We start from the raw sequence: 19,453 nt of genomic DNA on the forward strand, positions 1-19,453 counted from the left end.
ACACGCCCATGATCGCGGCCGCCAGCTCCCACCGGCCCGGGCCTCGGGTCAGAGGATGCGGCGCGCCCCGGCGTAGCCGCGCATGTCGACCGAGGTGACGGCGACGGGCTGGCCGTACGTCCGCGCGTGCACCATCTGGCCGTTCCCGATGTAGATGCCGACGTGGCTGACCGGCGAGTAGAAGTACACGATGTCGCCCGGCTGCAGCTCCGCGCGGGAGACGGCGACGCCCATGCCGGCCTGCGCGCGGCTGGAGTGCGGCAGCGAGACGCCGGCGGCGGCGTAGGCGAACTGGGTCAGGCCCGAGCAGTCGAAGCCGTTCGGCCCGGAGGCACCCCACACGTAGGGGTCGCCGACCTGCGCGAGCGCGGCCTCGACGACCGCGCCGGCGGCGGCGGAGGGCGGCGGCGCGAGGTTCGTCGGCACGTCGAGCACGGGGCCGCCCAGCGACGTGGTGACGGCGGCCTGCTCGGCGGCCGAGAGGCGGGCGAAGTCGGCCTCGTACTCGTCCACCCGCGCCTGCACCTCGGCCTGCTGCTGCTGGAGGGTGGCCAGCGCCGCCTCGGCCTCGGCGGCGGCGGCCTCGGCCTGCGCCTGGGCGGCCAGGGCCTCCTCGCGGGCCCGCGAGACCTCGACCAGCACGCTGTCGGTGTGCGCGGCGATCATGTCCAGCGTCGTCATCTGCTGCACGAAGTCCTCGGCGGACTCGCTGGTGAGGAAGGCGGCGACCCCGGAGGTCGGGCCGCTGGTGTAGCCGGTCTGCGCGATGGCCACCAGCTGCGGCTCGTACCGGGCCACCTCCGCGTCCGCGACCTCGGCGGCGGCACGCGCGTCGGTGGCGGCCTGCTGCAGCTGCGCGACGGTGAGCACCGCCTGGTGGACCTGCTCGTCGAGCTGCGTGAGCTCCTGGCCCGCCTGCGCCACCAGCTCGGCCGCCTCGTCGGCGGTGCTCGGCGCGGCGGTGGCGGTGCTGGGGCCCAGCACCACGGCGACGGCTGCGGCGGCCGCGAGCACGGCACCGGCCCAGCGGCGGCTCGTCGTCCGGTTGGCCTGCATCGTCAGCTCCTCGTGTGCTCCGCGCCCCGCCCGGGGAAGGGGCGGTGTCCTGCGCGTCTGTACGCACGGTAAGGACGACGTGTCGATACGTGAGCAGGCCACGCGGGGCCGGGAGCGGTCACTCCCACCCCGTCCGTCACACCCGTCGCGGCAGGACCCGCCGGCCGCAGGGGCCACGGAGGTGGGAACCGTCCGTCACGGCGACCCCGGCCGCTCTGCGGGGCCCACCGCGGGCCTGCGATCGGTCGGGTGAGGGAGGGCCTCGCTCAGCGCCAGAGGTCCCCGCGGGGTCCACGGGCGGTGCCGTCGGGGCCGCGGTCGGCGGCGAGGGGCACCAGCAGGTCGGCGACCGCACCGGTGACGAACGAGTAGACGGCCTTGCCGCCGAGGTCGACGACCTGGTCCTGGCGGGACCAGGTCCACGGCGGGGAGCCGACGCCGGTGGCGTTCTCCAGCGTCTGGTCGGTGGCCAGCCGGACGGAGGTGTGCCAGGCCGACGCCCGCCACCCGCGCAGCCCGACGGCCGCCCAGACGCCGCGCAGCGCACCGACCGTCGCCCCGGTGCCCCAGTGCATGAGGTGGTTGCGCACCGGCGGGCGGGCCCGCTCGGGCAGCCGCCGGTTCGTGGCGAGCGCGGTCAGCGTCCGGCCCGGCACGTAGCTGTCCGGCCGGCCGGTGACCTGCTGCTCCACCTTCTCGGCCAGCGTCATGGCCGCGGTGCCGGCCAGCCCGGCCAGGGCCCCGCGGAGGGCAGCACGTCCCAGCATGGGCGTCACCTACCCGCGGACCGGCCCGGGAACCCGGGCCGGGGGCCTCAACCGGCCAGGGGCTCCTGGGCGTCGAGGGCCGAGACCGACTCGAAGTCGCGCAGGACGGCGGAGAGCTCGTCGGCCGTCCACGCCTCGCAGCAGTCGCAGCCGCCCTCGCGGTAGCTGACCAGGCCGAGGCGGCCGGCCGCCTGGTCCTCGTCGATGGCGAGGTGACCCGCGGAGGGGTGGCGGTGGCAGGTGCAGGCCGAGGCGCACAGCCCCAGGCCCCAGCCCGAGACGACGACGGTGCGGCCGTCGTCCCACACCTGACCGACCTGGAAGACCGACGGCTTCTGCGTCCTGTGCATCGGGAAGGCTCCCCTCGACGGCCCCGCCGGGGCCCGCGTGCTCGTGCCGGAGAAAAATATCCCCGATGCCGTGTTTAGACGGCACCCCTGCGGGCTAACTGAAGTGGTTCTCCCCACCTCGGTCGCACGGGTCACACGCGTCCCAGCGGTCCCGGGGCCCCTCAGCTGGCCGGCGAGACCGAGCTCATGTTGAAGTCCGGCACCCGCACGGCCGGCATGGCCGCCCGGGTGAACCAGTCGTTCCACTCGCGGGGCAGCGTGCGCTCGGTGCGGGAGGCCTGGGAGATCCGGCCGAGCAGGTCGACGGGCGACTCGTTCCACCGGAAGTTGTTGACCGCGCCGGTCACCTCGCCGCCCTCGACGAGGAACACGCCGTCCCGGGTCAGCCCGGTGAGCAGCAGCGTCTGCGGGTCGACCTCGCGGATGTACCAGAGCGTGGTGAGCAGCAGCCCGCGCTCGGTGGACTCGACCATCTCCTCCAGGCCCACCGTGGCGTTCGGGTCCTCGAGGACCAGGTTGTCGACCGCGGCCGTGGCCGGCGCGGTGGTCTTCAGCGCCCAGGCGCGCGGGCGGACGAGGTTGGTGAGGACGCCGTCCCTGATCCAGTCGACCGCGGGCACGGCCATGCCGTTGTCGAACACCGAGGCGGCGGCCGAGGAGGCCCCGACCACCTGGAAGGGGGCCGTCTCCAGACCCGGGGCGTGCGGGTCGCTGCGCAGGGTCAGCGGCAGGTTCGCCAGCCGCTCCCCGATCCGGCTGCCGCCGCCGGGCCTGGCGTAGACGTTGCGGCCCTCGTCGGCGTCGCGGGCCTCCATCGTCCAGTAGGCGTAGATCATCAGGTCGCTGACCGCCGAGGGCGGCAGCAACGTCTCGTACCGGCCGGCGGGCAGCTCCACCCGGCGCTGCGACCAGGCGAGCTTGCGCTCGACCTCGGCGGCGAGGCCCGCGACCGAGACGTCGAGGAAGTCGCGGGTGCCGACCCCGGCCCACACCGAGCGGCCGAAGTCGCTGCTCTTGCCGTTGAGCTCGACCCGGCCGGTGGGCTGGTCGTGGCGCAGCCGCAGCCCGGTCGAGGTGCCGAGGTAGGTGGTGGACATCGCGTGCTCGGCGTAGCCGAACAGCAGGTCGCCGCGGTCGCGCGCGTCGCCGAACGCGACGCCGAGGGCCGGCGCGAACTCCTCGAAGACGCTGATCGAGGTCTCGGCCGGGTCGGCGTCCCAGTCACCGGCACCCGGCGGCGGGTCCGACACCAGCGGGACGGCGTCCTCGGCGGGGCCGGCGTCCCGCGCGGCCTGCTCGCTGGCGGCCACCAGCTCGGCGATGTCGGGGGTGCCCGAGCGGGCCACCGTGCCCGCGGCCATCCCCGCGCCGCCGTCGACGAACGAGATCACCACGACCTGCCGCGAGCGCATGGCGCCGTTGGTGGTGAGGCTGTTGCTCGCCCAGCGGAGGTTGGCCTCCGAGCTGTCGACGACGAAGGCGACCTGCCCGTCGGCGGTCGAGGCGGCCAGCGCCTTCTCGACCAGCTCCTGCGCCCGGTACTGGCTCATCGCCCGCCCTCCTGCACCGTGTTGAGGATGGAGACGCCCTCGAACAGCGCCGACGGGCAGCCGTGCGACACGGGCGCCACCTGCCCGGGCTGGGCCTTGCCGCAGTTGAGCGCGCCGCCGAGGACGTAGGTCTGCTCGCCGCCGACCGCCCGCATCGAGCCCCAGAAGTCGGTCGTCGTCGCCTGGTAGGCCACGTCGCGCAGCTGCCCGGCCAGCCGCCCGCCCTCGATCCGGTAGAACCGCTGGCCGGTGAACTGGAAGTTGTACCGCTGCATGTCGATCGACCAGCTCTTGTCGCCGACCACGTAGATGCCGCGGTCGACGCCGGCGATCAACTCCTCGGTGGAGGGGCCGCCGGCGGCCGGCTGCAGCGACACGTTGGCCATCCGCTGCACCGGCACGTGCCGCGGGGAGTCGGCGAAGGCGCACCCGTTGGAGCGCTCCATGCCGCGCAGCCGCGCCATGTTGCGGTCGACCTGGTAGCCGACGAGGACGCCGTCGCGGACGATGTCCCACTGCTGGGACTGCACGCCCTCGTCGTCCCACCCGACCGACGCCAGCCCGTGGACGGCGGTGCGGTCACCGGTGACGTGCATCAGCGGCGCCCCGTACTGCAGGGTGCCCAGCTTGTCGACGGTGGCGAACGAGGTGCCGGCGTAGGCGGCCTCGTAGCCCAGCGCCCGGTCGAGCTCGGTGGCGTGGCCGATCGACTCGTGGATGGTCAGCCAGAGGTTCGACGGGTCGACGACCAGGTCGTAGCGGCCGGCCTCGACGCTGGGCGCCTTGGTCTTCTCGCGCAGCAGCTCGGGGATCTCGGCGAGCTCGCGGTCCCAGTCCCAGCCGCTGCCGGTGAGGTACTCCCAGCCGCGGCCCACCGGCGGGGCGAGCGTGCGCATGCTCTCGAAGGCGCCGGTGGTCCGGTCGACGGTCAGCGCGGTGAACGCGGGGTGGATGCGCACCCGCTGCTGGCGGGTGCGGGTGCCGGCGGTGTCGGCGTAGTACTTCTGCTCCTTGACCGCGGTGCACCCCGACTGCACGTGCTCCACCCCGTCGGCGGCCATCAGCCGCTCGGAGAGCTCGGTGAGCAGCGCCGTCTTCTCGGCGTCGGGGACCGCGAACGGGTCGACCTCGTGCTCGGAGACCCAAACCGCGTCGGGGTACACCGGCTCGGGGGCGAGCTCCACGCGGTCGGTGCTCAGCGCGGCGGAGACCCGCGCCACGGCGACCGCCTCCTCGGCCAGCCGGACCGCCTCCGCGGCGGTGAGGACGACGCCGGCGGCGAAGCCCCACGTGCCCTCGTGCACGACGCGGACGGCCAGGCCGAGGTCCTCGCCGTCGGTCAGGCTCTCCAGCCGCGCGTCGCGCAGGCTGATCGACTGGGTGCGGATGCGCTCCACCCGGATGTCGGCGTGCTCGCACCCGAGGTCGACGGCGCGGGTCAGCGCGGCCTCGGTGAGCGCGGAGAGCGGGAGGGCGAGGAAGGACGCGTCGACGTCGCGTTGTCCGGCCACGGCCCCTGTCTACCAGCCGGGCCGCGCCGCGAGACCCGTCCGGCCTCCCTGCAGGGGCCCGCCGCGGGCCTGCGAGCGGTGGAGGGCAGGGAGGTCCTCCGTCAGCCGAGCTCGCTGTCCACCCAGCACCAGCGCCACGCCTCGCCCGGCTCGGCGCTGACGACGACCGGGTGCCCCTCCGCGGCGAAGTGCGCCCGCGAGTGCCGCCGCGGCGAGGAGTCGCAGCAGCCCACGTGCCCGCAGCTCATGCAGGTGCGCAGGTGCACCCACGTGGTGCCCTCGACCAGGCAGTCCTGGCAGGCGGTGGCCGGGCGCGACTCCCCCGGCGGGGCGGCCAGGAGGTGCTCGCAGCGGGTGTCGGCCGGGCGCGGGGCCAGCGCCCGGTCCCGCTCGAGCTCCTCGAGCTCCTCGTGCCGGTCCAGCAGCGACTCCTCGACGTCGATCGCGGCCAGCGCCGCCGACAGCACCTCGACCGGGGCCCGGCCCTTGTCCCGCGCCCGCACGACGACCTCGCGCTCGGCGGCCAGCATCTCCATCCGCAGGCGGTGGTAGGTGGCCGACGGGGTGTCCTGGTCGGTGAGCGGCCGCCCCAGCCGCTCCCACGCCGCGTGCGACCGCGCCTCCGACCGGTCGCGCAGCCGCTCGACGACGCCCTCCGGCTCGTCCCCGGTGACGAGCTCGTCGAGCCGGCGCAGCCCGGCGGCGCTGGCGGCGTCCCCGAGCTCGGCGGCCTGCAGCGCGTCCTCGGCCGGGTCGGGCGGCGGCAGGCCCACCCGGCGGACCAGCCACGGCAGCGTCGAGCCCTGCACCAGCAGGGTGCCGACGACGACCGTGAAGGCCGCGAGCAGCAGCACGTCGCGCTCGGGCAGGTCCTCGGGGATCAGCTGGGCCGCGGCCAGGGTGACCACGCCGCGCATCCCGGCCCAGGAGACCAGCCCGGCCACCGGCGTGCTCCACACCTGGCGGCGCATCCCGGCGGTGCCGGCGCGCAGCAGTGCCGCCGTCCCGAACACGAAGACGAAGCGGGCCGCGATCGTGGCGACCAGGACACCGCCGCACACCAGGGCCACCCGGCCCCCGCTGACCCCGCCCTCCTCGATCCCGGCGAGCAGCCCCGGCAGCTGCATGCCGATCACCAGGAACACCGCGTTCTCCAGCACGAAGGCGACGGTGCGCCAGGTGATCGCCTCGGTGACCCGCGCGGACGCCGTCTGCACCCGGGGCGACAGCTGCGCCAGCGTGAGCCCGGTGACGACCGTGGCCAGCACGCCGGAGGCGTGCACCTCCTCGGCGGGCAGGAAGGCCAGGTACGGCGCGACGAAGGAGACCATCGTGTCGAGCACCGGGTCGCGCAGCCGCGCCCGGAGGACGGCGAGCACGGCGGCGACCGCCCCGCCGATGAGGACCGCCCCGACGACGGCCCAGACGAACTCGCCGGCGACCTCGGGCGCGGAGGGGGCCGAGGTCAGCGCGGAGACGGCGACGGTCAGCGCGATGAGCGCCGCCGCGTCGTTCACCAGGCTCTCGTGCTCCAGCAGGGTCGCCACGCGCCTCGGGAGGCCCAGCCGCCGACCGATGGCGGAGGCGGCGACGGCGTCCGGCGGCGCCACCACCGCGCCCAGGGCCAGCGCCGCGGCGAGGGCGACGCCGGGCAGCAGCAGCCAGGTGACCCAGCCGACGACCACGGTGGTGAAGGCGACGAGCACCACCGACATCAGGACGATGCTCAGCTTGTTGTGCTTGAAGTCGAACAGCGAGGTGCGCGCGGTGGTCGCGTACAGCAGCGGCGGGAGCAGCCCGTAGAGGACCACCTCCGCCTCGAGCTGGAAGTCCGGGACGCCGGGCACGAAGGAGGCGGCCGCGCCGGCCACGACCAGGACCAGCGGTGTCGGCCACCCGTAGCGGTCGCACAGGCCGGCGATGACGCCGACGGCGATCACCAGCCCCACCAGCTCCGCGGTCAGCTCCACGCCCGCTCCTCCCACCTCCGCGCGCCGCACCGTCCGGCGCGCCACGGTCCCGCACAGACTGCCGATAGCGGCCCGCGTCCGTCGACGACGGCCGGGTGTCCGGCCAGCGGCAAGTCGTGGCGCGTCCGGCGCATTCCCCGGGGGTAGTGGCGACCCATGACCGCCGTCCCGCCCGTCCCCGCCGACGACGTCACCCTCACCTTCGGCGGCAACGCCACCACGCTGCTGCGGATCGGCGGCTTCACGCTGCTCACCGACCCCAACTTCCTGCGCCGCGGCCAGCGCGCCTACCTCGGGAAGGGGCTGTGGACCAAGCGGCTCACCGACCCGGCGCTGGAGCCCACGCAGCTGCCGACGCTCGACGCGGTCCTGCTCTCCCACCTGCACGCCGACCACTGGGACCGGATCGCCACCCGCACGCTGGACAAGGGCACACGCGTGGTCACGACCCAGGAGGCCGCGCAGGCGCTGGAGCGGCGTGGCTTCCGGCAGACGCTCGACCTGACGCCGTGGCAGCGGCACGAGGTCACCCGCGGCGCCGAGACGCTGCGGATCACCTCCGTGCCCGGCGAGCACGGCCCCGGCGTGCTGGCGAAGGTGCTCCCGCCGGTGATGGGCAGCGTGCTGGAGCTCCTCCGCGGCGGGGAGGTCAGCTGGCGCGGCTACATCAGCGGCGACACCCTCTACCGCCCGTACCTGGCCGAGGTGCTGCAGCGGTGCGGGCCGCTCGACGTGCTCATCCCGCACCTGGGCGGCACGAGGGCGCTGGGCTTCACCGTCACCATGGACGGCCGACAGGGCGCCGACCTCGTCGAGCTCCTCGCGCCGCCGGTGACCGTGCCGGTGCACTTCGACGACTACGACCGCTTCGCCTCGCCCCTCGGCGACTTCGTGCGCGAGGTGGCGCAGCGCCGGCTGCCCGGCGAGCTCCGCCCCGTGACCCGCGGAGAGACGATCAGCCTCCGCCCGTAGCGGAGTGCCGGGGTGCAGGTCTCCTGCGCTCCCGCACTCCGCTCAGGCGCCGGCGAGGCGGGCGGCGCGGGCGGCGACGTCGGCCCGCAGCTCCTCGGCGTCCACCGTGGTGCAGACCCCGCCGGCCACCACCTGCCGGCCGCCGACCCACACGTCCCGCACCAGCCGGGAGGCGCCCGACCACACCAGGTGGGTGACCAGGTCGGCGGTCTCCCCGACCGGCTCGAAGCCCAGGTCGCGGGTGTCGACGTGCACGAGGTCGGCCCGCCGCCCGGCCGCCAGCCGGCCCAGGTCGGGCCGGCCGATCGCGTCGGCGGAGGCCCCGGTGGCCAGCCACAGCGCCTCGGCGGCGGTCAGCGCGGTCGCCGAGGCCTCCCGCAACCGCGCCAGCGCCGCGGCCAGCCGGGCGTCGGCGAGCAGGTCCAGCCCGTCGTTGGACGCCGGCCCGTCGGTGCCCAGCCCCACCCGGACGCCGCGGTCGAGCATGTCGCGCAGCCGGGCGACGCCGCTGGCCAGCTTGGCGTTGCTGGCCGGGCAGTGGGCGACGGCGACGTCGTACTCCTGCCACAGCTCCAGGTCGCCGTCGTCCATGTGCACGCAGTGGGCTGCCAGGACCCGGCCGCCGAGGACGTCGTGGGCGGCCAGCAGCGCAGGCACCGACAGCCCGTGCTCGGCCAGGAGCCCCGCGCCCTCGGTGGCGGTCTCGGCGACGTGGGTGTGCAGCAGCATCCCGTGCTCGCGCGCGGCCTCGGCCGCCCGGCGCAGCAGCGGCAGGGGCACGGTGTAGGCCGCGTGCGGGCCGAGGCCGTACTCGACCACGCCGTCGTCCGGCGCGCCCACCGCCAGGTCGACGGCGGCGGCCAGCTGCTCCTCCAGCGGCGGCATGCCCGGCAGCGGCACCAGCGGCGCCGCGATCACCGCCCGCGCGCCGGTGCGGCCGACCGCGGCGGCGATCCGGTCCGGCGAGAAGTACATCTCCACGCTGGTGGTCACGCCGGCCCGGAGCATCTCGGCCGACGCGGCGGTCATCGCCACCTCGACGTCGTCGCCGGTCAGCCGGGCCTCCCGCGGCCACATGACCTCCTGCAGCCACCGCTCCAGCGGCAGCCCCTCGCCCTGCCCCCGGAACAGCACCATCGGCGCGTGCGAGTGGGCGTTGACCAGCCCCGGCAGGAGGAGCCCCGGGACGGCGACCCGCTCGGCGTCGTCCGCGGGCGGCGCGTCCGCGGCGGGCCCCACCCAGGTGATCAGCCCGTCGTCGACGTCGACCACCCCGTCGGCGACGACCGTGCCGGACCGGTCCCCCACCACGACCGCACGGGCGGTGAATCGCTGGCGCATGGCGGCACGCTAGCCCCACCGGTCCCGCCCGACCCCGGCACGTCCGGGCACCGCCCAGGGGCCGCCTCTACCGTGGGGCCATGTCCTTCCTCGCCGCCGCCGCCTCCGACGAGGGTGGGATCACCGCCTGGCTCCTGGACCTGGTCGACACGCTCGGCCCGCTCGGGGTGGGGTTCAGCATCCTGCTCGAGACCGTCATCCCGCCCATCCCGAGCGAGGCGGTGCTCGGCGCGGCCGGGGTGCTCATCGACACCCCGCTGGACTTCTTCCTCGTCGTCCTCTGCGCCACGATCGGCTCGGTCCTCGGCGCGGTCTTCTTCTACTACGTCGGCCGGGCGCTGGGCCCGCGCCGCTCGCACGCCTTCCTCGACCGGCTGCCGCTGGTCGAGACCGAGGACGTCGACAAGACCTTCGAGTGGTTCGAGAGGCACGGCCGCGCCGCGGTGTTCTTCGGCCGGATGGTGCCGATCGTGCGCAGCTTCATCTCGGTGCCGGCCGGCGTCGTCCGCATGCCGATCGGGCAGTTCCTGCTCTACACCGCGGGCGGCAGCCTGATCTGGAACACGCTGCTGGTGACCCTCGGCTGGCTGGCCCGCGACTTCATCGAGGCGAACCTGCACTACCTGGACTACGTGGTCGTCGCCGTCGTCGTCCTCGCGGTGGCCTGGTTCGTCTGGAAGAAGGCCAGCGGCCGGTTCCGCCGTCCGGCGGACGCGGGCGCGGACCTGCCCGCCGACCGGCGCGACCAGGCATGACGCCGGTCCGCCCCGAGGTCGTCGCGCTCGACGTCAACGAGACCCTCCTCGACCTCGCACCCCTGCGCGCCGGGCTGGTCGAGCACGGCCTGCCCGGCGACCTGCTGGCGACGGTCTTCGCCCGCACCCTGCTCACCGGCTTCGCGGCGGCCACCGCGGGCACCTGGTGCCGCTTCCGCGACGCCTTCGACGCCGCGCTGGCCCAGCTCACCGACCTGGCGCCGGCCGACCGCGGCCGGCTCGCCGACACCTTCCTCGAGCTCGGCCCGCACCCCGACGTCGAGCCCGCCCTGCGCCGCCTGGTCGAGGCCGGCATGCGGGTCGTCACGCTGTCGCACGGCTCCCCCGGCGTCGCCGAGGCCGGCCTCGAGCGCGGCGGGATCGGCCCGCTGGTCGAGCGGACGCTGTCCAGCGAGGTCGTCCGGGCCTGGAAGCCCGACCGCGCGGTGTACCTCTGGGCGGCGGGCGTGTGCGATGTCGAGCCGGCGCGGATGGCGCTGGTCGCCGCGCACGGCTGGGACGTGCACGGCGCCGTCCGGGCCGGCCTGACCGGCGTCTGGTTCCCGCGTGCCGAGCGCAGCTACCCGGCGGTGTACGACCCGGCCGCCCTGGTCGCCGCCGACCTGGGCGGCGCCGTGGACGCGCTGCTCGCGCTGCCCACGCCGTGACGCTCGAGGTCGCCACGCCGCACGGCCCGGCCCGGGTGCACGCCGACGAGCCGGACGGCGGGCCCTCCCGCCCGGTGCACGGCACGCTGGTCCTCGGCCACGGCGCCGGCGGGGGCGTGGGGTCGGCCGACCTGGTCGCCGTCACCCGGGACGCCGTGGACGCCGGCTGGCGCGTCCTGCGGGTCGAGCAGCCCTGGCGGGTGGCCGGCAAGCGGATCGCCCCGGCCCCGGCCCGCCTGGACGAGGGGTGGACAGCGGTTCTCGACGCGCTCCGCGGAGCCGGCCGGATCGCCGGCCCGCTGGTGTTCGGCGGCCGCAGCGCCGGCGCCCGCGTGGCCTGCCGGACCGCGGCGGCGCTCGGGGCCGACGGCGTCCTGGCGCTGGCGTTCCCGCTGCACCCGCCCGGCCGCCCCGAGCGCAGCCGCGCCGAGGAGGTGACCGGGGTCGAGGTGCCCCTGGTCGTGGTGCAGGGCGAGACCGACGCGTTCGGGGCGCCGGCCGAGGTCGCGGCGGCGCTGCAGGGCCGGCGCACCGCCTCGGTCTACGCGGTGCCCGGCGACCACTCGCTCAAGGCGAACCCGGACGTCGTGGCCGCGGCCGCGCTCGCCTGGCTCGACGAGGTCCACCCCCGGTAGCGGGGTCGCCCGGTGAGCTCGCGGCTCACCGGGCGACTCCGCCCGGACGCTCAGCGGCGGCGGCGGACCACCAGGCTGATCAGGAACAGCAGCGCCGCGAGACCGGCCAGCGGCTTGGCGTAGCGGGTGAGGGCCGCGCTGCCGGCCACCTCGAGCAGGTCGATCGGCTCGGGCTCGGCGACCGGCGGCTTCATCGTGGCCGGCGAGCTCTTCGCCGGGCCGCCGGTGGCCGGGCGCGCCGGCGGTGCGGTGGGGCCGGACGGCGGAGTGCTGGGGCGGGCCGGGACGTCGGAGGCCCCCGGCATGCGGTCGGCCAGCGTCGCGTCCGGCGGCGGGGTGTCGGCCGCCACCGGGGTACCGGCGGCCGGAGCCGTGTCGGTCGCCGCCGGAGCGGCGTCGGTCGCGGCCGGAGCGGTGTCGGTCGCGGCCGGAGCGGTGTCGGCGGCTGCCGGGGCACTCGTGCCGCCGCCGGCCGCGTCGGTCGCCGCGGCCGCCGTCTTCTTCGCCGCGGCGCCGGCCTTGCGCACCGTCTCGGCGGCCGCGTTGTCACCCGGCGTCTGCTCGACGGAGGCCGCGACCTCCTCGGCGACCCCCGCCACCGTCTGCGCCGTGCTGGAGGCGACGGTGGGCTCCTGCTGCTGCGCCGCGGCGGCCTGGTCGACGGCCCCCTCGTCGCCGGCGGCCAGCTGGGCGGCGAGCTTGTCGGCGAACTGCCCGAGCAGCTTGTTGCCGACGTCGGTCATCACGCCGCGGCCGAACTGCGCCGGGCGGCCGGTGATGTTCAGGTCGGTGAGGACGTCGACGCGGGTGGTCGCCCCCTCCGCGGCCAGCGTGGCGGTGACGACCGCGGCCGCCGTGCCGTTGCCCCGCTGGTCCTTGCCGCGCGCGTCGATGACCGCGCGGTGGGCCGCCTCGTCCTTCTCGACGAACGACGCCTTGCCCTGGTAGGTGAGGTTGATCGGGCCGAGCTTGACCTTGACCCGGCCGGTGAAGTCGTCACCCGTGACCGAGTCCAGCGCCGCGCCGGGCATGCACGGGGCGATGCGCTCGATGTCCAGCAGGACCCGCCAGGCCTCGTCGATGGGGACCGGGACGGTGAACGAGTTCTCCAGCTGCACGGGTGCGCCCTCCTGACGGTGGTCGGCTCGGCCGGCCCCCGCTGCGGGAGCCGGCCGAGCCGGTGGAACACGGTTGCGGCGTTGTGGCGAACGCTACAGCCCGGCGGCCGCCGACACGGCCCTCCGGGTCAGCACCTGCACCAGGTGCTCGCGGTAGTCCGCCTGGGCGTTGAGGTCGCTGCTGGGGCTGGTCCCCTCGGCGGCCCGGCGGGCGGCCTCGGCGACGGCCTCCGGGGTGGCGTCCGCCCCGGCCAGCGCCTGCTCGGTCGCCCGTGCCCGCAGCGGGGTCGGGCCCATGTTGGTCAGCCCGATCCGCGCCTCGGCGATGTGCCCGTCCTCCCGGCGCACCGCGGCGGCCACCGCCACGATCGACCAGGCCTGCGCCACGCGGTTGAACTTCTCGTAGCGCATGCCCCACTGGCCGGTCAGCTTCGGCACCCGGATCTCGACGAGCAGCTCCCCCTCCTCCAGTGCGGTGGTGAGGTAGTCGACGAAGAACTCCGCGGCCGGCACCGTCCGGCGTCCGCCGGGCCCGGCGATGACGAACTCGGCGTCGAGCGCGAGCGCCACCGCCGGCAGGTCACCGGCCGGGTCGGCGTGCGCCAGCGCGCCGCCGAAGGTCCCCCGGTGGCGCACCTGCCGGTCGGCCACCGTCTCGGTCGCCTCGGCGATGAGCGGCGCGTACTGCGCGATCAGCGGGTCCCGGACGACGTCGGCGTGCGTGGTCATCGCGCCAATGACGAGCGCGTCGCCGTCCTCCCGGACGCCGCGCAGCTCGGTCACCCTCGACAGGTCCACGACCGTCTCGGGCGCGGCCAGGCGCAGCCGCATGACCGGGATGAGCGACTGCCCGCCGGCGAGGATCTTGACGTCCTCGCCGCCGTCGGCGATCGCCTGCAGCGCCTCGTCGACCGTGGTCGGCCGGGCGTACTGGAACGGAGCGGGGATCACCGGTCACCTCCGAGCGACGACTGAGGGGTGGACACACCGGCGGTGGACTCGGTCTGCGCCCCGCCGTAGGCGTTGGTGCCCGCGGTGGCGCGCGCCCCGCCGTCCCCGCCCTCGTGGACGGCCCGCCACACCCGTTCCGGCGTGAGCGGCATGAGGATGTCGGACACGCCCAGGTGCCGGACGGCGTCCAGCGCGGCGTTGACCACCGCCGGGGTGCTGGCGATGCAGCCGGCCTCGCCCACGCCCTTCGCGCCGATCGGGTTGCCCGGTGCGGCGTGCACGGTGTTGGCCGTGTCGAAGTGCGGCAGGTCGGCGGCCGAGGGCACCAGGTAGTCGACGAACGAGCCGGTGGTCAGGTTGCCGTCGGCGTCGTACACCGCCTCCTCGTACAGGGCCTGCGCGATCCCCTGGGCCAGGCCGCCGTGGACCTGCCCCTCCACGATCAGCGGGTTGACGACGGTGCCGACGTCGTCCACGCAGGCGTACTTGCGGATCTTGACCATCCCGGTGTCGGTGTCGACCTCCATGGCGCAGACGTGCGTGCCGTGGGGGAACGAGAAGTTCACCGGGTCGAAGGTGGCCTCCGCGTCGATCGAGGGCTCGACGTCCTCCGGGTAGTTGTGCGCCGCGAACACGGCGAGCGCGACCTCCTGGATGCCCAGCGAGGCGCCCGGGGTGCCGCGCACGGAGAACTTCCCGTCGGCGAACTCGAGGTCGTCCTCGCTGGCCTCCAGCAGGTGCGCGGCCACCTTGCGGGCCTTGGCGACCACCTTCTCCGCGGCCTTCACCACGGCGGTGCCACCCACCACCAGCGAGCGCGAGCCGTAGGTGTCCATGCCCTTGGGCGCGACCGCGGTGTCGCCGTGCAGCACCTCGACGTCCTCGAACGGCACGCCGAGCTGGTCGGCGACCAGCTGGCTCCACGCCGTCTCGTGGCCCTGGCCGTGCGGCGTGGAGCCGGTGACCACCTCCACCTTGCCGGTGGGCAGCATCCGGATCGACGCCGACTCCCAGCCACCCGCGCCGTAGGACAGCGAGCCGAGCACCCGGGAGGGCGCCAGGCCGCACATCTCGGTGAAGGTAGAGAAGCCGATGCCCAGCTGCACCGGGTCGTTCGACTCCCGCCGGCGCTGCTGCTCGGCGCGCAGCTCGTCGTAGCCGATGAGCTCGAGCGCCTTCCGGGTGGCCGCGTCGTAGTCGCCGGAGTCGTACTCCATGCCGGCGACGGTGGTGAACGGGAACTCCTCGGCGTTGATCCAGTTCTTCCGGCGCAGCTCGAGCGGGTCCATGCCGAGCTCGACGGCGAGCTCGTCCATGATCCGCTCGATCGCGAAGGTGGCCTCCGGCCGGCCGGCGCCGCGGTAGGCGTCGGTGGGCACCTTGTTGGTGAAGACGCCGTCGCACTCGAAGCGGTAGGCCGGGAACTTGTAGATGCCGTTGAACATGAACGCCCCGAGGACCGGCACGCCCGGGGTGATGAGCCGCAGGTAGGCGCCCATGTCGGCGAGCAGCCGCACGCGCAGGCCCTTGAGGTTGCCCTCGCGGTCGCTGGCGATGTCGACGAACTGGACCTGGCCGCGGCCGTGGTGGGCGGCCATGAGCGACTCGCTGCGGGTCTCGGTCCACTTCACCGGCTTGCCCAGCCGCCGGGCGACCAGGAGGGAGAGGATCTCCTCCGGGTTGACCTGCAGCTTCCCGCCGAATCCGCCGCCGACGTCGGGGGCGACGATGCGCAGCTTGTGCTCGGGGATGCCGGTGACCATCGCCGCCATCACCCGCAGGACGTGCGGGATCTGGGTCGCCGACCACATCGTGTAGTTGTCGCCCTGCGGCTGGACGACCACCGAGCGCGGCTCCATGAAGGCCGGGATCAGCCGCTGCTGGACCAGCCGCCGGCTGACGACGACCTCGGCGTCGGCGAACGCCTGCTCGGTGTCGCTCCCCGTGCCGGCCTCGCCGGCGTCGAAGACGAAGTGGAAGCTGGTGTTGGAGTCCAGCTGGTCGTGCACCTTGGGCGCGCCCTCGGCGACGGCCGCCTCCAGGTCGAGGACCGGCTCCAGCAGCTCGTAGTCGACGTCGACCAGCTCGACGGCGTCGGTGGCCGCGGCCTTGGACCGGCCGACGACGATCGCGACGGCCTCGCCGACGTGGTTGACCTGGTCGACGGCGATCGAGGGGTGGCCGGGGTTGACCATGTCGGCGGTCACCGGCCAGGCGCAGGGGATCGAGCCCTGCTCGTCGGCGAGGTCCCGGCCGGTCAGCACGGCGACGACGTTGGGCGCCTGCTGCGCCGCGGTGACGTCGATGCCGGTGATCCGCGCGTGCGCGACGGGGCTGCGCACGATCGCCAGGTGCAGCATCCCGGGCAGGACCATGTTGTCGGTCCAGGTGGTCCGGCCGGTGATCAGCCGGGCGTCCTCCTTGCGGCGGCGCGGCTGGCCGACCTCCTTGGCCGGCGCCAGCGTCGCGGCGTCCTCGGTGACGGTCATGCCTGCGCCCCCGCCGTCTCGGACCCGGACATCTCCCCCGCGGCCTGCTGCACCGCCCGGACGATGTTCTGGTAGCCGGTGCACCGGCAGAGGTTGCCCTCGATGCCCTCGCGGATCTCGGTCTCGCTCGGGCTCGGGTTCTCCTTCAGCAGGTCGATCGAGGCCATGATCATCCCCGGGGTGCAGAAGCCGCACTGCAGGCCGTGCATCTCGTGGAAGGCCTTCTGCACGGGGTGCAGCGCGCCGTCGCGGCCGACGCCCTCGATGGTGGTGATCTCGCAGCCGTCGGCCTGGACGGCGAAGACGGTGCACGACTTCACGGACTCGCCGTCCAGGTGCACGGTGCACGCGCCGCAGTTGCTGGTGTCGCAGCCGACGACGGTGCCGACCTTGCCCAGGTTCTCGCGCAGGTAGTGCACGAGCAGGGTGCGCGGTTCGACGTCGTCGCTGTACGACGCTCCGTCGACCTTCACGTTGATGGACGTCACCAAGTTCCTCCGCTTCGTTGCAGGACCCGACGTCGCGCCGGCCGGGCCGGTCGCATGGGCGGGAGTCTCGCAACGGCGGAGTGACTCAGGACACCCTCACCTCACATGCGTCCGCGGACGGCGGTGGGGGCCGCGGGATACGCGCAGGTCAAGAGCCTGCGGGCAACGTTGCAGCGGAGTTGCAGTCGACGGCGGGACGTCGTCAGGCGGCGGTCGTGACGTCCGTCCCGGCTCGGCGCTCGCGACGGGCGAGCAGCCCGGAGGCGGTCAGCGCCACCAGCCCGACGGCCGCCAGGCCGGCCCCGACCAGCGACGGCGCGGTGTAGCCGGCCCCGGCGGCGATGACCAGGCCGCCGAGCCAGGCGCCCAGGGCGTTGGCCGCGTTGAGCGCGGAGTGGTTCAGGGCCGCGCCGAGCATCCGGGCGTCGACCGCCACCTCCATCAGCCGCAGCTGGAGGCAGACGGCGAGGACGGAGGAGGCGACCGCCACGAGGAACACCGCGGCGAACAGCGTGCCGGCGCTCCGCGCGGCCACCGGCACGAGCCCGAGCAGCACGCCCATCGCGACGGCGCCGCCCACCAGCGACGGGAACAGCGCGCGGTCGGCGAGCCGGCCGCCGAGCACCGTCCCGGCCACCATGCCGACGCCGAACGTGAAGAGCACCCACGGCACCGTGCCGCGGGCCAGCCCGGTGACGTCGGTGGTGAGCGGGGCGATGTAGCTGTAGAGCGCGAACATGCCGCCGAACCCGACGATGCCGACGACGAGGGTCAGCAGCACCTGCGGCCGGCGCAGCGCCCCGAGCTCGGTGGCGACCGACGCCCCCGGCGCGGCCGGCGTGCGCGGCACGACGGCGACGACCGCGGAGATCGTGAGCACCGCCAGCACGACGACGGCCCAGTAGGCCGACCGCCAGCCCATGTGCTGGCCCAGCCAGGTGGCCGCCGGCACGCCGACGACGTTGGCGATCGACAGGCCGAGCAGGACCGAGCTGACCGCCCGGCCGCGCTGCTCGGGGACGACGAGGGAGGCGGCGACCAGCGAGGCGACGCCGAAGTAGGCGCCGTGCGGCAGACCGCTGACGAAGCGGGCCAGCAGCAGCGAGCCGTTCCCGGCGGCGAGGGCGCTGAGCGCGTTGCCGGCCAGGAAGGCGACCATGAGCCCGACGAGCAGGCCGCGGCGGGGCAGCCGCGTCCCGAGCGCGGCGATGACCGGCGCCCCGACGACGACGCCCAGGGCGTAGGCCGAGATCACGTGGCCGGCGGTCGGGATGCTCACCGAGACGCCGTCGGCGATGTCGGGCAGCAGGCCCATCGTCACGAACTCCGTGGTGCCGATCGCGAAGCCGCCGACGGCCAGCGCGACGATCGCGGCCACGACGCGCCGCCGCTCCGGCAGCGGCGCGTCCGCCGGGCTCGGGGGGGTCGCCGTGGACACGTCGGCTGCAGCACTCACGTGCACAGGCCAATGCCGCGGCCCCGCCGCGCATTCCCGGTGTGCCGCGCGTCGCCCTCCGCGGCTCAGGTGGCGCGTGCGGTGCGGCGCAGCCGGCCCAGGTGGGCGGCGACCGCGGCGCGGCGCGCGGAGCCGGTCGGCAGCACCTCCAGGCACGTCTGCCAGAGCGCGACGTCGCCCTGGGCCTCGGGCAGCCGGCCGTAGCGCAGCAGCAGCTCGGGACGGCGACCGGCGAGGACGGCGCCGCGCAGCCGCGCCGACAGCCGGTCGCGCGCCGCGGTCACGCCGGGTGCGGTGGAGCGTGGCAGCACCCCGCCGGCGTAGCGCTCCAGCGCCTCGGGGACGGCGCCGAGGTCCAGCAGGCGGCGCACCCGGTCGACGTCGGTGTCCAGGCGGCCGACCAGCCGGTAGGGCCGCGAGCCGATGAGGTGGGCGCCGACCAGGCGCCGCAGCCGGGAGAGCTCGGCCCGCACGGTGACCACGGCCGCGTCGCCCCCGTGGCACTCGGCGGCCAGCTGCTCCGCCGTGCGGCCCTCGCCCGCGGCGGCGGCCTCGGCGAGCAGCACGAGCAGCTCGGAGTGGCGCAGCGACAGCTGCACCGGGCCCGAGGGGAGCACGAGGCGGGCCCGGTCGCGGCCGAGGACCTCCAGCCGGGGCGCGGGGCGCGGCGCCGGCGGCGGGGTCGGGGAGGTCTCGAGCGAGGCGCGGTGCAGCCAGCGGAGCTCGGCCTCCACGGCGGCGACGGTGGCGCGGACGAGGGTGAGCACCTGCGGGCTGGCCACGTGGTCGCCGCCGGTGACGTCGATGGCGCCGAGCAGCTCGCCGGTCAGCGGGTGGTGCACCGGCGCCGCCGAGCAGCTCCAGGGCTGCACCGGCCGGCGGTAGTGCTCGCTGCCGTAGATCTGGACGGCGTGGTCGAGGGCCAGCGCGGTGCCCGGCGCGTTGGTGCCCGCCACCTCCTCCGACCAGCGGGCGCCCTCGACGAAGTTCATGCCGGCCGCCCGGGCCCGCAGCCGTGCGTCGCCCTCGACCCACAGCATCCGGCCGGCCGCGTCGGTCACCGCGACGATCATCCGGTCGGCCTCGGCGTCCTCGACCAGCAGGCGGCGGATCACCGGCAGCACCGGCGCCAGCGGGTGCGCGGCGCGGTGGGCCTCGAGGTCGTCGTCGAGGAGGTCGACGGGCGGGGCGACGCCGTCGGGGTCGACGCCGCTGCCGAGGCTGCGCCGCCAGGACTCCCACACGACCGGCCGCACCGGCGCGCGGTGCCGGGCGCCGGAGGTCACCAGCGCCTCGTGCGCAGCACGCAGCCGACGGGTGAGCGCGGGGTCGGGCCGCCCCTCGGGCAGGGCGAGCCACGGGGAGGCGGTCACGGT

Annotated in this window: 17 protein-coding genes; 4 read left to right on the plus strand and 13 right to left on the minus strand. The window is 75.5% G+C overall.

Annotated features, from left to right (window positions below; genetic code table 11):
• Nucleotides 1-48 precede the first annotated feature (48 nt).
• The 6 genes from ACI8AX_RS14380 to ACI8AX_RS14405 form a co-directional block, all read right to left on the minus strand.
• Nucleotides 49-1,056, minus strand: a complete 1,008-nt coding sequence (locus tag ACI8AX_RS14380; RefSeq protein WP_456550506.1) for a C40 family peptidase — start codon at nt 1,054-1,056, stop codon at nt 49-51.
• A 266-nt stretch (nt 1,057-1,322) separates the two neighbouring features.
• Entirely contained in the window at nt 1,323-1,823 is a 501-nt protein-coding gene (locus tag ACI8AX_RS14385; protein WP_456550507.1) for a hypothetical protein, read from the minus strand.
• A 47-nt stretch (nt 1,824-1,870) separates the two neighbouring features.
• A complete protein-coding gene (locus ACI8AX_RS14390; protein ID WP_456550508.1) occupies nt 1,871-2,173 on the minus strand; it encodes a hypothetical protein in 303 nt (100 codons plus the stop codon).
• Nucleotides 2,174-2,334: 161 nt separating this feature from the next.
• The gene (locus ACI8AX_RS14395; RefSeq protein WP_456550509.1) at nt 2,335-3,723 is read right to left on the minus strand and encodes a metallopeptidase TldD-related protein; all 1,389 of its coding nucleotides are present in this window, start codon (nt 3,721-3,723) and stop codon (nt 2,335-2,337) included.
• Nucleotides 3,720-5,234 carry a TldD/PmbA family protein gene (locus tag ACI8AX_RS14400; protein ID WP_456550510.1) on the minus strand — a complete coding sequence of 505 codons (1,515 nt, stop codon included), beginning with the start codon at nt 5,232-5,234 and terminating at the stop codon, nt 3,720-3,722. Before ACI8AX_RS14400 ends, ACI8AX_RS14395 begins: the two co-directional genes overlap by 4 nt.
• Nucleotides 5,235-5,335: 101 nt before the next feature.
• Entirely contained in the window at nt 5,336-7,204 is a 1,869-nt protein-coding gene (locus tag ACI8AX_RS14405) for a cation:proton antiporter domain-containing protein (RefSeq protein WP_456550511.1), read from the minus strand.
• A gap of 156 nt (nt 7,205-7,360) precedes the next feature.
• Between ACI8AX_RS14405 and ACI8AX_RS14410 the strand changes: the two genes are divergently transcribed.
• A complete protein-coding gene (locus ACI8AX_RS14410; RefSeq protein WP_456550512.1) occupies nt 7,361-8,176 on the plus strand; it encodes an MBL fold metallo-hydrolase in 816 nt (271 codons plus the stop codon).
• 42 nt (nt 8,177-8,218) lie between these two features.
• Here the strand turns inward: ACI8AX_RS14410 and ACI8AX_RS14415 are convergent, their stop codons facing one another.
• Entirely contained in the window at nt 8,219-9,517 is a 1,299-nt protein-coding gene (locus tag ACI8AX_RS14415; protein WP_456550513.1) for an amidohydrolase family protein, read from the minus strand.
• 80 nt (nt 9,518-9,597) lie between these two features.
• Here ACI8AX_RS14415 and ACI8AX_RS14420 point away from each other — a divergent pair, with 80 nt between their 5' ends.
• From ACI8AX_RS14420 to ACI8AX_RS14430, 3 genes are read left to right on the plus strand one after another with little or no spacing between them, the layout of a single operon-like run.
• A complete protein-coding gene (locus ACI8AX_RS14420; RefSeq protein ID WP_456550514.1) occupies nt 9,598-10,272 on the plus strand; it encodes a DedA family protein in 675 nt (224 codons plus the stop codon).
• Complete coding sequence (locus ACI8AX_RS14425; protein ID WP_456550515.1) at nt 10,269-10,940, plus strand: HAD-IA family hydrolase; 672 nt, start codon at nt 10,269-10,271, stop codon at nt 10,938-10,940. Before ACI8AX_RS14420 ends, ACI8AX_RS14425 begins: the two co-directional genes overlap by 4 nt.
• Nucleotides 10,937-11,575 carry an alpha/beta hydrolase family protein gene (locus ACI8AX_RS14430; protein ID WP_456550516.1) on the plus strand — a complete coding sequence of 213 codons (639 nt, stop codon included), beginning with the start codon at nt 10,937-10,939 and terminating at the stop codon, nt 11,573-11,575. The genes ACI8AX_RS14425 and ACI8AX_RS14430 overlap by 4 nt, the downstream gene beginning before the upstream one ends.
• A 50-nt stretch (nt 11,576-11,625) precedes the next feature.
• Here ACI8AX_RS14430 and ACI8AX_RS14435 read toward each other — a convergent pair whose 3' ends face one another.
• The 6 genes from ACI8AX_RS14435 to ACI8AX_RS14460 all read right to left on the minus strand — a co-directional run bounded on the left by ACI8AX_RS14435 (nt 11,626) and on the right by ACI8AX_RS14460 (nt 19,450).
• Nucleotides 11,626-12,693, minus strand: coding sequence for an SRPBCC domain-containing protein (locus tag ACI8AX_RS14435; protein WP_456550517.1), 1,068 nt, complete (start codon nt 12,691-12,693; stop codon nt 11,626-11,628).
• 93 nt (nt 12,694-12,786) lie between these two features.
• Nucleotides 12,787-13,644 (minus strand): FAD binding domain-containing protein, encoded by an 858-nt coding sequence (locus ACI8AX_RS14440; RefSeq protein WP_456550518.1) that lies wholly within the window; start codon nt 13,642-13,644, stop codon nt 12,787-12,789.
• Nucleotides 13,641-16,133: a xanthine dehydrogenase family protein molybdopterin-binding subunit gene (locus ACI8AX_RS14445; protein ID WP_456550519.1), complete on the minus strand. Its 2,493-nt coding sequence runs from the start codon at nt 16,131-16,133 to the stop codon at nt 13,641-13,643. The genes ACI8AX_RS14440 and ACI8AX_RS14445 overlap by 4 nt, the downstream gene beginning before the upstream one ends.
• Nucleotides 16,130-16,621, minus strand: a complete 492-nt coding sequence (locus ACI8AX_RS14450; RefSeq protein WP_456550520.1) for a (2Fe-2S)-binding protein — start codon at nt 16,619-16,621, stop codon at nt 16,130-16,132. Before ACI8AX_RS14450 ends, ACI8AX_RS14445 begins: the two co-directional genes overlap by 4 nt.
• A 202-nt stretch (nt 16,622-16,823) precedes the next feature.
• The gene (locus ACI8AX_RS14455) at nt 16,824-18,077 is read right to left on the minus strand and encodes an MFS transporter (RefSeq protein WP_456550521.1); all 1,254 of its coding nucleotides are present in this window, start codon (nt 18,075-18,077) and stop codon (nt 16,824-16,826) included.
• A 65-nt stretch (nt 18,078-18,142) separates the two neighbouring features.
• The gene (locus tag ACI8AX_RS14460; protein WP_456550522.1) at nt 18,143-19,450 is read right to left on the minus strand and encodes a GAF domain-containing protein; all 1,308 of its coding nucleotides are present in this window, start codon (nt 19,448-19,450) and stop codon (nt 18,143-18,145) included.
• Nucleotides 19,451-19,453: the final 3 nt, after the last annotated feature.

Source organism: Blastococcus sp. SYSU D00813, from assembly GCF_054050735.1.